Below are 17,344 nucleotides of genomic sequence, written 5' to 3' on the forward strand. Positions count from 1 at the left end.
GGACGGCCATCGAATATCAAAGTGACATTACGAAAACGATTGTTTAGGATGGATGCCAATTGGTCAATACATTGGCATAAACTTAATAGCAAAACGCGATAAGCCAATAAATTGACGACAAAAAAATACCACCATTAAACAAGGGAATGCCTGCATCGAAACGGCTCTTCGCAAGAGCACCGAAGCAGCACGCCGAAGCTAGAGCCAAACCAGGAGAGTCACCCTCATGAGCAGTGTCGTTGCAATCGTCAAGAGCGTTGTCGGCCAAGTAGTTGCAGTCTCTCCGGAGGGTGTGCAGCGCCAGCTCATAGAAGGTGATCGCATCTTCCAGGGCGATCAGCTGATCACCGGCGCTGCGGGCATGGTGACCCTTGAACTGCCCAACGGCAAAATGCTCGACCTCGGCCGCGACACCCAGTGGAGCAGCGCCGAGATCGCCCCCCAGGCCGCTGACGACAAGCCGGCCACCCAGGCACCCAGCGCCGATGAGCTGCAGAAAGCCATCGCCGCCGGCGTCGACCCGACTCAAGCCTTCGAAGCCACCGCGGCCGGCGGCGCCCCTGCTGCGGGCGGTGCTGGCGGTACTGGCACGGCCGGCGGCAGCCACAGCTTCGTGCTGCTGGACGCCACGGGCGAGCGCGTCGACCCCACCGTCGGTTTCAACACCGAAGGCCTGGCCTTCCAGGCGGCCGGCGATGACGAAACCCAGGACCCGCTGCAGAACGTCGCCCCCGAGTTCGTCGACGGCTCCGGCAACCCCATCACCACCTTCAACCTGACCACCGACGAAGACGTACCGCTGAGCGGCACCTTCACCAGCCGTGACGCCAACGGCGACCTTGTGACCTTTTCCGTCACCCGCGTACCGGCCAACGGCACCCTCGCCCTGAACCCGGACGGCACCTGGACCTACACCCCGGGCCAGGACTACAACGGTAGCGACAGCTTCGAAGTAACCGTGAGCGACAGCCGCGGCGCCTCCACCCCGCTGACCGTCAACGTCGGCATCAACCCGGTGAACGACGCCCCGGTCGCCAGCGGCACCTATGAAGCCAATGTCGATGACACCGCCGCCGCCGACACCTTCGCCGACATCAAGGGCCAACTGGCCGCCACCGACGTCGACGACACCGTTCTGACCTGGAGCGGCAGCGCCAAGGGCGCCTACGGCGAGCTCACCGTCAACGCCGATGGCAGCTACACCTATGTCGTCAATGCCGATGCCGTGAACGGCCTGGGCCTGGGCGAGAACGCCAGCGAGAACTTCACCGTCACCGTGAAGGACCCCTCCGGCGCCAGCGATACCCGCGTCATCACCATCAACTTCACCGGCACCAACGACACCCCGATCGCCACCGCTACCACTGCGGACGTCACCGAAGACCAGAGCATCACCGGCAACCTGGTGGCCACCGACGCCGACAAGGGCGCGGTCCTCTCCTATGCGGTGGATGGCAAGGCCCCGGCCGGCTTCACCCTGAATGCCGACGGCTCCTGGGCCTTCAACGCCGGCGACGCCGCCTACCAGTCCCTGGCTGAAGGCGAGACCACCACCGTCACCATCCAGTACATCGTCACCGACGAGCACGGCGCCCAGGCCACCAACACCCTGACCGTGACCGTCACCGGGGTGAACGACCCGGCCATCCTCGGCAGCGCCAACGTGCAGCTGACCGAAACCAACGCCCCGCTGAGCACCGCCGGCACCCTGTCCATCAGCGATGTCGACAGCCCGAACACCTTCGTTGCCCAGAGCAACGTTGCCGGCACCTACGGCACCTTCAACATCGACGCCAACGGCAACTGGAGCTTCGTCGCCAACTCGGCCTTCAACGAGCTGAACGTTGGCCAGTCCTACAGCGAATCCTTCAAGGTCGTCTCCGCCGACGGCACCGAGACCAGCGTCACCGTCACCATCAATGGAACCAACGACGCGGCCGTCCTCAGCAGCGCCAACGTGCAGCTGACCGAGACCAACGCCCCGGTGACCGCCAACGGCACCCTGACCATCAGCGACGTCGACAGCCCGAACACCTTCGTGGCGCAGAACAACGTCGCCGGCAACTACGGCACCTTCAGCATCGGCACCGACGGCAAGTGGACCTTCGTCGCCAACTCGGCCTTCAACGAGCTGAACGTCGGTGACAAGCGCACCGAAAGCTTCGAGGTCTCCGCTGCCGACGGCACCAAGACCAGTGTCACCATCACCATCAACGGCACCAACGATGCCCCGGTGGGCGTGGCCGACAAGATCACCCAGGACGAAGACACCACCGCCACCGGCAACGTGCTGAGCAACGACACCGACGTCGACAGCAGCAGCCTGACCGTCACCAAGTTCAGCCTGACCAACCTGCCCTTCGTCAGCTTCAAGGCCGGCGAGACCGCCGACCTGCTCATCGGCAAGCTGACCATCAAGGCCAACGGCGAATTCACCTTCGTACCGGCCAAGGACTACAACGGCCCGGTGCCGTCCATCACCTACACCCTGAGCGATGGCAGCGCCACCAGCACCGCCACCCTCACCTTCGACATCACCCCGGTCAACGACGCCCCGGTCAACACCGTGCCCGGCGCCCAGAGCCTGAACGAAGACAGCAGCAAGAGCTTCAGCCTGCTGACCGGCAACAGCATCGCGGTCCGCGACATCGACGGCGACCAGCTGACCACCACCCTTTCCGTCGAACACGGCGCGCTGACCCTCGGCCCGCTGAGCGGCGGCGTTTCCTTCAGCGGCAACGGCACCGGCAGCATCACCCTGGTGGGCAGCCAGGCGGCCATCAATGCCGCCCTGCAGGGCCTGAAGTACGTTCCGGCCAAGGACTACAACGGCCAGGACACCCTGACCATCAACACCACCGACGGCAAGCTGAGCGACAGTGACAGCGTCACCCTCACCATCAAGCCGGTGAACGACGCGCCGGTGGCCACCCCCACCAGCGAGGCCACCACCGAAGACGCCCCGGCCATCGGCGGCAAGCTGGCCGCCACCGACGTCGACGGCGACACCCTGACCTACAGCGCCAAGGGCACCCTGCCCGGCGGCTTCACCCTGAACACCGATGGCACCTGGACCCTGGACCCGAGCCACGCCGACTACCAGCACCTGGCCGAAGGCGCGTCCACCACCCTGACCATCAACTTCACCGCCACCGACGGCAAGCTGTCCAGCAGCAGCACCCTGACCATCACCGTCACCGGCGTGAACGACAAGCCGACCATCACCGCCGCCACCGCTGCCGCCAGCGAAGGCGACGGCCAGATCAACGGCCAGATCGCCGCCAATGACGTCGACGACGGCGCGGTCCTCGCCTTCAGCACCACCGCCAATGTCGCCGGCCTGACCCTGGGCAGCGACGGCAAGTGGACCTTCGACGCCAGCAACGCCGCCTACGACTACCTCAAAGGTGGCGAGCAACTGGTCATCACGGTACCGGTCACCGTCACCGACGAGCACGGCGCCAGTGCCGACAGCACCCTGACCATCACCCTCACCGGCACCAACGACGCACCGGTGGCCAATGCCGTCAGCGCTTCGGGCAACGAAGACCAGGCCGCACGCATCCAGGTGAACCTGTCCGGCAGCGATGTCGACGGCAGCGTCACCGGCTTCACCATCGGTTCCGTGCCCGCCAACGGCACCCTGTACGCCGGCGCCAACGGCGGTACCGCCCTGAAGGCCGGCGACAGCGTCACCGGCCCGGTGTACTTCGTCCCGGCCAAGGACTGGAACGGCACCACCACCTTCGAATACAGCGCCGTCGATAACAATGGCGCCGTCTCGGCCGACAAGGCCACCGCGACCATCACCGTCGCCCCGGTCAACGACCGCCCGGTCGGCGTCAACGACAGCGTCACCCTGAACGAAGACCAGACCGCCACCGGCAACGTCCTGACCAACGACAAGGACGTGGACGGCGATACCCTGGTGGTCACCAAGTTCAACATCACCGGCTTCCCGCTCGTCAGCGCCAATGCCGGCGGCACCATCGACCTGCTGGGCACCGGCAAGCTGACCATCAAGGCCAACGGCGAATTCACCTTCGAGCCGGCCAAGGACTACCACGGCCCGGTCCCGAGCGTCACCTACACCCTGAGCGACGGCAGCCTCACCAGCACCGCCACCCTCAAGTTCGACATCACCCCGGTCAACGATGCCCCGGTCAACAGCACCCCGGGCGCCCAGACCCTGGCCGAGGACGGCAGCAAGGTCTTCAGCCTCTTCGGCAACAACAGCGTCGCCGTGAGCGACGTGGACGGCGACAAGCTGACCACCACCCTCAGCGTCGACCACGGCGTGCTGAGCCTCGGCCCGATCCTCGCCAACGGCCTGACCTTCAGCGGCAACGGCACCGGCAGCATCACCCTGTCCGGTAGCCAGGCGGCCATCAACGCCGCCCTGCAGGGCCTGAAGTACGTCCCCGCTGCCAACTACAACGGCCAGGACACCCTGACCATCAGCACCAGCGACGGCAAGCTGAGCGACACCGACAGCATCACCCTGAACATCACTCCGGTGAACGACGCCCCGGTGGCCAGCGCCAGCAGCGCCACCACCGTCGAAGACGCCCCGGCCATCGGCGGCAAGCTCGATGCCACCGACGTCGACGGCGACACCCTGACCTTCACCCTGAACAACCCCGCCCCGGCCGGCTTCAGCCTGAACGCCGACGGCACCTGGACCTTCGACCCGAGCAACGCCGCCTACCAGGCCCTGGGCCAGGGCGAGCAGTTGATCATCCAGATTCCCTTCACCGCCACCGACGGCTCGCTGTCCAGCGGCAACACCCTGACCATCACCGTCACCGGCGTGAACGATGTGCCGGTCGTCAGCGGCGCCATCACCTACGGCACCAACGAAGACGCCGCCGGCCAGGTGATCGACCTGCTGGCCAAGGCCAGTGATGCCGACGCCAAGGACGTGCTCAGCGCCGTCAACGTCAGGGAGACCAGCGGCAACGACGCCGCCGGTGTCACCGTCCAGGGCAACACCCTGGTGGTCGACCCGTCCCGGTACAACTACCTGGCCAAGGGCGAGAGCGTGGTCCTGACCTACGAATACCAGGTCAGCGACGGCAAGGGCGGCCTGGTCACCACCAGCGCCACCGTCACCATCGACGGCGTCAACGACGCGCCGGTGGTCAGCAGCGCCATCGCCGTGGACAGCAACGAAGACGCCGCCTCCTTCAGCGTCGACCTGCTGGCCAACGCCAGCGACGTCGACCTCATCGACGTGCTGGGCATCAGCAACTTCAAGCAGGTCGGCAGCGGCGACGCTTCGGGCGTGACCCTCAGCGGCAACGGCCTGCAGGTGAACCCGAACGCCTACAACTACCTCGCCGCCGGCGAGAAACTGGTGCTCACCTACAGCTACGACGTGGTCGACAACAACGGCGGCGTCACCCCCACCACCGCCACCCTTACCATCGAGGGCCGCAACGACGCCCCCGTACTGGAAAGCACCGTACAGAGCGGCAGCATCACCGAGCGCGCCGACGGCGTGCCCGGCGAGAACGCCGGCAGCCTGACCGCCAGCGGCGACTTCGGCTTCAGCGACGCCGACCTGAGCAACACCCACACCGTGGGCACCGAGCTGGTCAGCGCGAAGGACGGCAACGGCCAGAGCGTCAACGTGCTGGGCAACCTCAGCGCCAGCATCAGCGATGCCGCCCAGGGCGACGGCCAGGGCTCCGTGCACTGGAACTACAGCGTCGCCGCCGGCGCGCTGGACTACCTGGGCGCCGGCGAGACCGTCACCCTGGTCTACCGCGTCACCGTCACCGACAGCAGCGGCGCCCCGGTCTCCCGTGACGTCACCATCACCCTCACCGGCAGCAACGACGCCCCGGTGGTGAGCGGTGTCGCCACCACCCTGACCCACGAAGACGCGTCCGCCTACAGCCTCGACCTGCTGCAGCACGCCTCCGACGAAGACGCCAACGACGTCCTCAGCGTCGGCAACGTCCAGCAGGTGGGCAGCGGCGATGCGTCCGGCGTCAGCTTCGACGCCGCCAGCAACAGCCTGAAGATCGACCCGTCCAAGTACGACTACCTGGCCGTGGGCGAGAAGGTCGTCCTCACCTACAGCTACGAAGTCAGCGACGGCCACGGCGGCGTCACCAGCGCCAACGCCTCGGTCACCATCGAGGGCCGCAACGACGCCCCGGTGGTCACCGACACCAGCGTCACCGTCGACGAAGAAAGCACCGGCACTCCGCTGAACATCGCCGCCCCGACCGACGTCGACACCAGCAACGTCCTGACCATCACCGTCAGCGGCCTGCCCACCGTAGGCACCGTGACCCTGGCCAATGGCACCCCGGTGACCAACGGCCAGACCCTGACCAGCGCCGAACTGCAGGGCCTGAAGTACAACGGCCCGGCCGACTACAAGGCCGGCGACCCGGTTGGCGACTTCAAGTACAGCGTCAACGACGGCACCACCACCGTCGAAGGCAAGGTCACCCTGGGCGTCAACCCGATCAACGACGCGCCCGATGCCAACGACGACTTCGGTGTCATCGCCGGCCTCAAGGGCAACTACTACGCCTACCGTGAAGGCACCGACGGCGGCAACCTAGAGAACCTCGCGGGCGTCACCGCCTTCATCGCCGGCCGCACCCCCAGCGCCACCTTCACCGCCACCGAGCTGAACTACGGCAACGGCGTGTCCAGCAACCTGGGCGGCGACCAGCAGCTGCAGAAATTCCTCGGCGCCGATGCCGGCTCCCTGAACACCGACCCGGCGAACAGCTCGGACGCCATCATCCAGCTCACCGGCCAGATCAGCCTCGCCGCCGGCACCTACCAGTTCAAGGTCACCGCCGACGACGGCTTCAGCATCGTCATCGACGGCAAGGTGGTCGCCGAATACAACGGCAACCAGGGCCCGACCGCGCGCGAATCGGCCACCTTCACCCTTGCCGAAAGCGGCGCCCACAATATCCAGATCGTCTACTGGGACCAGGGCGGCCAGGCCCAGCTGAAGGTCGAACTGCGTCCGGAAGGCGGCACCTACACCGTGGTCGGCGGCAGCCAGCTGACCCAGGCAGGCAACGACGTACTGACCACCAACGAAGACCAGCCGCTGACCATCGAGCCCTCCACCCTGCTGGGCAACGACACCGATGTCGACGGCGACAGCCTCACCATCCTCAGCGTCCAGGGCGCCAAGAACGGCACCGTAGAACTGGTCAACGGCAAGGTGGTATTCACCCCTGCGCCGAACTTCAACGGCACCGGCTCCTTCACCTACACCGTGAGCGACGGCCACGGCGGCACCGATACCGCCACCGTCACCGTAGGCGTCAAGCCGGTCAACGATGCACCGGTGGTCGACAGCACCTCCCTCACCGTGGCGGAGGAAAGCGTCGGCACCAACCTGGGCCTGAAAGCCCCGACCGACGTGGACGGCAACCCGCTGACCATCAAGGTCACCGGCCTGCCGACCCTCGGCACCGTGACCCTGGCCGACGGCACCACCGTGACCAATGGCCAAACCCTGACCAGCGCCCAGCTGCAAGGCCTGAAGTACAACGCCCCGGCCGACTACAGCGCCGGCCAGGCCGTTGGCAACTTCACCTACAGCGTCAACGACGGCACCGCCACCGTGAACGGCCAGGTCACCCTGGGCGTCACTCCGGTGAACGATGCGCCGGTCGTCGACAGCACCAACCTGACCGTCAACGAAGAAAGCATCGGCACCGACCTGGGCCTCAAGGCGCCGAGCGATGTCGATGGCGACAGCCTCACCATCACCGTCACCGGCCTGCCCACCGTGGGCACCGTGACCCTGGCCGACGGCACCGCCGTGACCAATGGCCAGAGCCTGACCAGCGCCCAGCTGCAAGGCCTGAAGTACAACGCGCCGGCCGACTACAGCGCCGGCCAGGCCGTCGGCAGCTTCACCTACAGCGTCAACGACGGCACCGTCACCGTCAGCGGCCAGGTCGCCCTGGGCGTGAATCCGGTGAACGATGCGCCGGTCGCCGACAGCGCCAACCTGACCGTCAACGAAGAAAGCGTCGGCACCGACCTGGGCCTCAAGGCCCCGACCGACGCCGATGGCGACAGCCTCACCATCACCGTCACCGGCCTGCCCACCCTCGGCAGCGTGACCCTGGCCGACGGCACCGCCCTCACCAATGGCCAGACCCTCACCAGCGCCCAGCTGCAAGGCCTGAAGTACAACGCTCCGGCCGACTACAGCGCCGGCCAGGCCGTTGGCAGCTTCACCTACAGCGTCAACGACGGCACCGTCACCGTCAGCGGCCAGGTCGCCCTGGGCGTGAACCCGGTGAACGACCTGCCGGTGATGAACGACGCATCCGTCAACGTGGACGAAGACAGCAGCCTCACCAGCCAGCTGAACGCCACCGACGCCGATGGCGACACCCTGACCTACACCCTCAAGTCCGGCACCAGCAACGGTACGCTGGTCCTGGATACCGCCACCGGCGAGTACACCTACAAGCCCAACGCCAACTACAACGGTCCGGACTCCTTCACCGTCACCGTCAACGACGGCAAGGGCGGCGTGGTCGACGCCGTGGTGCAAATCACCGTCAACCCGATCAACGACGCGCCGACTGCCAACCCGGCCAACCTGAGCGTTGCCGAAGACACCCCGGTGAGCGGCAAGGTGGATGCCCGCGACATCGACGGCGACACCCTCACCTACCGTATCGCCAGCGGCAACGGCCCGCAGAACGGCACCCTCACCCTCTACACCGACGGCAGCTACACCTACCGGCCGAACAAGGACTACAACGGGCCAGATGCCTTCACCGTCACCATCAGCGATGGCAAGGGCGGCACCACCACCAGCCTCATCAGCATCGACGTGACCCCGGTCAACGATGCACCGGTCACCGCTGACCAGGCCAAGGAAACCGACGAAGACCAGAGCGTCAGCGGCAAGATCGTCGCCACCGACGTGGAAGGCGACAAGCTGACCTACATCATCCAGGCCGGCGTCGACCACGGCTCCCTGCTGCTCAACACCGTCACCGGCGAGTACACCTACACGCCGAACAAGGACTACAACGGCAACGACACCTTCACCATCCGCGTCTATGACGCCAAAGGCGCCTACGCCGACTCCGTGGTGAGCGTGAAGGTCAACCCGGTCAACGACGCACCGGTGAGCAGCCCGTCCAGCATCAGCACCAACGAAGACACCCCGATCGACGGCCGGATCGTCGCCCGCGATGCCGATGGCGACGCCCTCACCTACAGCATCGCCAATGGCAACGGCCCGCAGCATGGCACCGTCACGCTCAACGCCGACGGCAGCTACACCTATCAGCCGGGCAAGGACTTCAACGGCAGCGACGCCTTTACCGTCACCATCGACGATGGCCACGGCGGCACCACCACCAGCGTGGTCAGCGTCACCGTCAAACCGGTCAACGACGCCCCGGTCACCGCCGACCAGGCCAAGGAAACCGATGAAGACCAGAGCGTCAGCGGCAAGATCGTCGCCAGCGACGTGGACGGCGACAAGCTGACCTACGTCATCCAGGCCGGCGTCGACCACGGCTCGCTGCTGCTCAACACCGTCACCGGCGAGTACACCTACACGCCGAACAAGGACTTCAACGGCACCGACACCTTCACCATCCGGGTCTACGATCCGAAGCTCGGCTATGCCGACTCCGTGGTGTCCATCAAGGTCAACCCGGTCAACGATGCACCGACCAGCAGCCCGTCCAGCGTCAGCACCGACGAGGACACCCCGATCGACGGCAAGGTCACCGCCCGTGACGTCGACGGCGACACCCTCACCTACAGCATCGCCAACGGCAACGGCCCGCAGCACGGCACCGTCACGCTCAACGCCGACGGCACCTACACCTACCAGCCGGCCAAGGACTTCAACGGCAGCGATGCCTTCACCGTCACCATCAGCGATGGCAACGGCGGCACCACCACCAGCGTGGTCAGCGTCACCGTCAAGCCGGTCAACGATGCCCCCGTCGCGCCCGACAGCACCGCCAGCGTGGACGAGGACGGCACCCTGACCAGCCGCATCACCGCCACCGATGCGGAAGGCGACAGCCTCACCTACACCCTGAAGACCGGCACCGCCAACGGCAGCCTGGTGCTCAACCCGAACACCGGCGAGTACACCTACAAGCCCAACGGCGACTACAACGGGCCGGACAGCTTCGTGGTCACCGTCAGCGACGGCAAGGGTGGCGTGGTCGACACCGTGGTCAACATCACCGTCAACCCGGTCAACGATGCCCCGACTGCGGCCAACGACACCGCCAGCACCCTGGAAGACTCCGCCGTCACCATCGACGTGCTGGCCAACGATCGCGACACCGACGGCGACAGCCTGACCCTGACCGGCGCCAACGCGCAGCACGGCAGCGTCAGCATCGTCGACGGCAAGCTGGTCTACACCCCCACCGGCGACTACAGCGGTGCGGACACCATCACCTACACCGTCACCGATGGTAAGGGCGGCAACAGCACCGCCACCGTCCAGGTCGGCATCCAGGCCGTGGCCGATGCCCCGAACCTCGGCGCCCAGGCCCCAAGCGGCAACCCCGCGGCCACCGGCCTGCTGCAACAGAGCTGGAACAACCTGCCCCTGGGCAGCGGCGGCAACGGTGCCAACCCGGCCACCCTGAAGAGCACCATCGACGCCGCCGGCACCCCCGCCAGCAGCGGCAACCTGGCCGATGCCCACATCGACAGCGTCAACGCCGGCGTGGCCAACAAGCTTTCCGGCCTGATCTACCTCGAAGCCGGCCAGACCTACACCTTCAGCGGCTCGGGTGACGACAGCGTGCTCGTCTCCGTGGGTGGCACCACCGTGGCCAACGCAACCTGGGGCGGCTCCACTGGCCAGTTCAGCGGCAGCTACACCGCCCAGGAGAGCGGCTACTACACCCTGGACATCTACCAGCACAACCAGAGCGGCCCGGGCACCCTGGACGTCAACGTCAAGGTCGGCAACGGCCCGGTGCAGGACCTGTCCAGCGCCAACGTGCAGCTCTACACCAAGCCCAGCGACCTGGCCGGCAACGGCCTGCACCTGTCGGAGCTGCATGGCAGCGACGGCAAGGGCTACTACCAGCTCTACAACGTCAACGAAGGTGACGAGGACAGCAGCATCCCGCTGTCGCGCCTGACCGCCTCGCTGAAGGACACCGACGGCTCGGAAAGCCTCTCCGTGGGCATCTCGCAGATCCCCGAGGGCGCCACCCTGACCGACGGTGTGAACAGCTTCACCGCCACCAGCGGCAGCACCAGCACGGACATCAGCAGCTGGAACCTGGGCAACCTGAGCATCACCCCGCCCGCCAACTACAACGGCACCTTCGACCTGAAGGTCACCGCGACCGCTACCGAAGGGGCCAACGGCGACAAGGCCAGCACCAACCTGACCCTGCCGGTGACCGTGCACGCCGTGAATGACGCGCCCACCAGCGCCGACAACACCGTCAACACCAACGAAGACACCCCGCGCAGCTTCACCAGCGGCGACTTCGCCTTCAACGATGTCGATACCGGCGATAGCCTCAAGGGCATCCGCATCAACAGCCTGCCGGCCAGCGGCAGCCTCAGCCTGGGCAACGAAGCCGTCACCGTCGGCATGATCATCACCGCGGCGCAGATCGCCTCCCTGGTCTACACCCCGGCAGCCAATGCCAACGGCAACAGCAGCTTCAGCTTCTCGGTGCAGGACCAGAGCGGCGCCTTCTCCACGCCCAACACCATGACCATCCAGGTCGCGGCGTTGGACAGTGCCCCAGGCCTGGCCAACAGCACCGTGAGCTTCGCCGAAAACATCGCCTCCGGCAGCACCATCGCCGACCTCAGCGACCGCTTCACCGGCACCGACCAGGACCGTGATGGCGAGCCGCTGTTCTACAGCATCACCGGTGGCAACGACGCTGGCCTGTTCAGCATCAACTCCAGCACCGGCGTGATCACCCTCGCCAACGGCAAGACCCTGGACTACGAGACCGCCACCCAGCACCAGCTGCAGGTCAGCGCCACCGACGGCAAGACCCCGGTCACCGCCACCGTCACCATCGACGTCACCAACGTCAACGACAACGGCGTGGTCATCACCGACAGCAACGCCGCCGCCAACACCGTTGCCGAGAACGCTGCCAATGGCTCCACCGTGGGCCTGACCGTACTGGGCACCGACGGCGACGCCGGCGCGACCATCACCAAGTACGAGCTGACCGACAACGCCGGTGGCCGCTTCGCGATCAATGCCACCACCGGTGTCGTGACCGTCGCCGATGGCAGCAAACTCGACTACGAGGCCGCCACCAGCCACAACATCACCGTCAAGGTCACCAGCTCCGATGGCAGCACCAACACCCAGGTGTTCACCATCAACCTGAGCAACGTCAACGACAACGGCGTGGTCATCACCGACAGCAACGCGGCAGCCAACACCGTTGCCGAGAATGCCGCCAACGGCAGCACCGTCGGCCTCACCGTACTGGGCACCGACGGCGACGCCGGCGCCACCATCACCAAGTACGAACTGACCGACAACGCCGGTGGACGCTTCGCCATCAATGCCACCACCGGTGTCGTGACCGTCGCTGACGGCAGCAAACTCGACTACGAGGCGGCTACCAGCCACAACATCACCGTCAAGGTCACCAGCTCCGATGGCAGCACCAACACCCAGGTGTTCACCATCAACCTCACCAACGTCAATGACAACGGCGTGGTCATCACCGACAGCAACGCCGCCGCCAACACCGTTGCCGAGAATGCCGCCAACGGCAGCACCGTCGGCCTCACCGTACTGGGCACCGACGGCGACGCCGGCGCCACCATCACCAAGTACGAACTGACCGACAACGCCGGTGGCCGCTTCGCCATCAACGCCACCACCGGTGTGGTCACCGTGGCCGATGGCACCAAGCTCGACTACGAGGCCGCCACCAGCCACAACATCACCGTCAAGGTCACCAGCTCCGATGGCAGCACCAACACCCAGGTGTTCACCATCAACCTGAGCAATGTGAACGACAACGGCGTGGTCATCACCGACAGCAACGCGGCAGCCAACACCGTCGCCGAAAACGCCGCCAACGGCAGCACCGTCGGCCTCACCGTACTGGGCACCGACGGCGACGCCGGCGCCACCATCACCAAGTACGAACTGACCGACAACGCCGGTGGCCGCTTCGCGATCAATGCCACCACCGGTGTCGTGACCATCGCTGACGGCAGCAAACTCGACTACGAGGCGGCTACCAGCCACGACATTACCGTCAAGGTGACCAGCTCCGACGGCAGCACCAACACCCAGGTGTTCACCATCAACCTGAGCAACGTCAACGACAACGGCGTGGTCATCACCGACAGCAACGCGGCAGCCAACACCGTCGCCGAAAACGCCGCCAACGGCAGCACCGTCGGCCTCACCGTACTGGGCACCGACGGCGACGCCGGCGCCACCATCACCAAGTACGAACTGACCGACAACGCCGGTGGACGCTTCGCCATCAATGCCACCACCGGTGTCGTGACCGTCGCTGACGGCAGCAAACTCGACTACGAGGCGGCTACCAGCCACAACATCACCGTCAAGGTCACCAGCTCCGATGGCAGCACCAACACCCAGGTGTTCACCATCAACCTGAGCAATGTGAACGACAACGGCGTGGTCATCACCGACAGCAACGCGGCAGCCAACACCGTTGCCGAGAACGCCGCCAACGGTTCCACCGTCGGCCTCACCGTACTGGGCGTGGACGGCGATGCCGGCACCACCATCACCAAGTACGAGCTGACCGACAACGCCGGTGGCCGCTTCGCCATCAACGCCACCACCGGTGTGGTGACCGTGGCCGATGGCAGCAAACTCGACTACGAGGCGGCTACCAGCCACAACATCACCGTCAAGGTCACCAGCTCCGATGGCAGCACCAACACCCAGGTGTTCACCATCAACCTCACCAACGTCAATGACAACGGCGTGGTCATCACCGACAGCAACGCCGCCGCCAACACCGTTGCCGAGAATGCCGCCAACGGCAGCACCGTCGGCCTCACCGTACTGGGCACCGACGGCGACGCCGGCGCCACCATCACCAAGTACGAACTGACCGACAACGCCGGTGGCCGCTTCGCGATCAACGCCACCACCGGTGTGGTCACCGTGGCCGATGGCAGCAAGCTCGACTACGAGGCCGCCACCAGCCACAACATCACCGTCAAGGTGACCAGCTCCGATGGCAGCACCAACACCCAGGTGTTCACCATCAACCTGAGCAATGTGAACGACAACGGCGTGACCCTCAGCGACTCCGACAGCGCCACCAATACCGTGGCCGAGAACGCCGCCACCGGCACCCGCGTGGGCGTCACCGCCCTGGGTGTGGACGGCGATGCCGGCACCAGCGTGACCTACGCGCTGACCGACAACGCCGGCGGCCGCTTCGCCATCAATGCCACCACAGGTGTGGTCACCGTGGCCGATGGCAGCAAGCTCGACTACGAGGCCGCTACCAGCCACACCATCACCGTGCTGGCCACCAGCTCCGACGGCAGCACCCAGTCGGCGACCTACTCCATCGCCGTGACCAACGTCAACGAAGCCCCCGTGGTGGTCGCTGGCGCTGCGGTCACCGGCAACGAAGACACCAACTACGTCTTCAGCTGGAGCGACTTCAAGGTCAGCGACGTGGACGCCAACAGCAGCCTGTCGATCAAGGTCGAGAGCCTGCCGGGCGAAGGCAAGCTGCAGGTCAAGGTGGGCAACACCTGGACCGATGTCAGCGCCAACACCACCGTCACCAAGTCGGTGATCGATGGCGGCGGCCTGCGCTTCGTGCCGGATTCCAACGAATCCGGTCACGACAGCTTCAGCAACACCGGTGTCGGCCTGAACAAGCAGACCTACGCCGAGTTCAAGTACAGCGGCAGCGACGGCTCCCTGAGCACCGCCAGCAGCACCATGAGCATCGATATCGCGCCGGTGGCCGACGTGCCGACCCTGACCGTGAAGTCCGCTGCGGCCAGCACGCTGTTCACCACCACCTGGGAATCGGCGCCCAACAGCGACAGCACCTCCCAGGACGTGGCCGGCCCGACCTTCGAGAACTGGAGCCTGGTCACCACCGGCGACGTGCGCAGTGGCGGCAGCAACGTGTTCGAGATCTGGGCCAACGGCGACAGCATGCAGAACCAGGCCGGCAGCTACGTCACCGTCAAGCTGCCGGGCACCAACAACGGAGACGCGCTGGAACTCAACGACGCGGGCGGCAGCATGTCCCAGACCCTGGGCGTCACCCGCAACGTCGCCACCGAGGTCGGCAAGGTCTACGAGTTGAACCTGGACTACGCCGGTCGCTCGGGCTTCGACGCCAGCTTCACCAAGATCGCCGTCTACCTCGGCAGCACCCTGGTGGGCGAATACGCCTCCACCAGCAGCCAGACCAGCCTGAACTGGGAAAACATCCACTTCAGCTTCGTCGGCACCGGCAACACCGAGGCCCTGACCATCAAGCTGGCCGGCACCTCCACCGACTCCAGCGGTCGTGGCGCGCTGATCGACAACATCACCCTCACCTCGTCCCAGGGCGTGGTGGCCGGCGATGGCGGCGTCAGCGGCAAGACCAGCATCGCCCTGGCCAACTACATTGGCGGCGCACTGACCGACACAGACGGCTCCGAGAGCCTGAGCTACCAGCTGAGCAACCTGTCCAACGGTTCGAGCATCGTCGTCGGCGGCACCACCCTCAGCGCGGTCAACGGCGTGTACACCCTCACCGCGGCCCAGCTGGCCACCGCCAAGCTGCAGGTTTCCGGTGACGTGCGCGGCGACATCGGCCTGGACGTCAAGGCGGTCAGCACCGAACCCAACGGCAGCACTGCCAGCACGGCGTCCCAGCACCTGACCCTGAACATCGTCGATGGCGGCGTGGAGCACACCAGCTACACCACCAACACCATCACCATGGCCGACGCCACCGGCACCACCAGCCTGAGCGGCGGCTTGACCGGCGAGTACTGGGGCTACAGCGAGAACGGCACCAGCCGGCCGAACCTCACCACCCTGAGCCAGGTCGAGAACTACATCGAGGGCCGTTCCGGCAACAACAGCAGCCTGGTGGGTTCCAACACCAACGCGGCGAACGGCTCGGTCAATGCCACCTTCATCGCCAATGTCATCGACTACGGCCTGAAGAACGGCAGCCCGGTGTTCAGCGACGACCTCGGTGACAACCGCACCGTCAACAACGGCACCACCATCGGCACATCCAACAACAGCCAGAACAACCTGTACGACTTCCTCACGGCAGCCAGTACCGGCAACGTCTCCAGCCTCAAGGCCGGCGGGTCGAACCTGGGTGACACCAGTGACGCCATCATCCGCGCTCACGGCTTCATCGACGTCGGCAACGGCGGAACCTACGACATCCGCATCACGGCGGACGACGGTTACCGCCTGCTGATCGACGGCCAGGACGTCGCCAACGCCGACAAGATCCAGTCCACCACCACCGACACCTACAAGAACGTCAGCCTCACCGGCGGCTTGCAGGCGCTGGAACTGCTGTACTGGGACCAGGGCGGCTCCGCCACCCTGAAGATCGAGCTCAAGCCCAGCGGCAGCGATGACTCGGCGTACAAGACCCTCGGTACCGGCGATTACCAGCTGTTCCAGGCCACCACCCTGTCCAGCGGCCAGGAATTCGTGGAAACCAGCACCGGCTGGGCGGTTCACACCATCCAGACCACCACCGGCACCGAAGCCAGCGACCTGATCAATGGCAGCAAGTACTCCGACATCATCAACGGCGGCAACGGCCACGACGTGCTCTACGGCAACGCTGGCAACGACCTGCTCAACGGTGGTGACGGCAACGACCTGCTGATCGGCGGTATCGGCAACGACACCCTCACCGGTGGCGCAGGCGCGGACGTCTTCATGTGGAAGGCGGGCGATGTCGGCAACGACGTGATCAAGGACTTCAACGCCACCCAGGGCGACCGCATCGACCTCAGCGACCTGCTGCCCGATGCCGCGCACTCCGGCAACCTCCTCGATTACCTCAAGGTCGACACCGCCACCAGCACCCTGCAGGTGAGCACCACCGGCAACGTCAACAGCGGCGCCGATGTGACCATCAAGCTCGAAGGCGTGGACCTGACCCAGTACGGTTCCACCTCCTCGCAGATCGTCAGCTCCCTGGTGGCCGGCTCCGACCCGCTGGTGAAAACCGAGCACCACTGATCCACCGACAACGCCCCTCCCCGTCGCCGTACACCGGCGGCGGGGAGGCGGCCGGTTCGCTTTCCCCATGTTCCCCACTGGCCTGCGCGTGTAGATTGGCGCAGGTCTTTT

1 protein-coding gene is annotated in these 17,344 nt (G+C 65.8%); it reads left to right on the top strand.

From position 1 onward, the window contains the following. Positions 1 to 226 precede the first annotated feature (226 nt). Positions 227 to 17,233 (top strand): retention module-containing protein, encoded by a 17,007-nt coding sequence (locus tag ACXI0U_RS12320; protein WP_479550330.1) that lies wholly within the window; start codon positions 227 to 229, stop codon positions 17,231 to 17,233. Positions 17,234 to 17,344: the final 111 nt, after the last annotated feature.

This window comes from Pseudomonas sp. C9D1 (genome assembly GCF_056491235.1).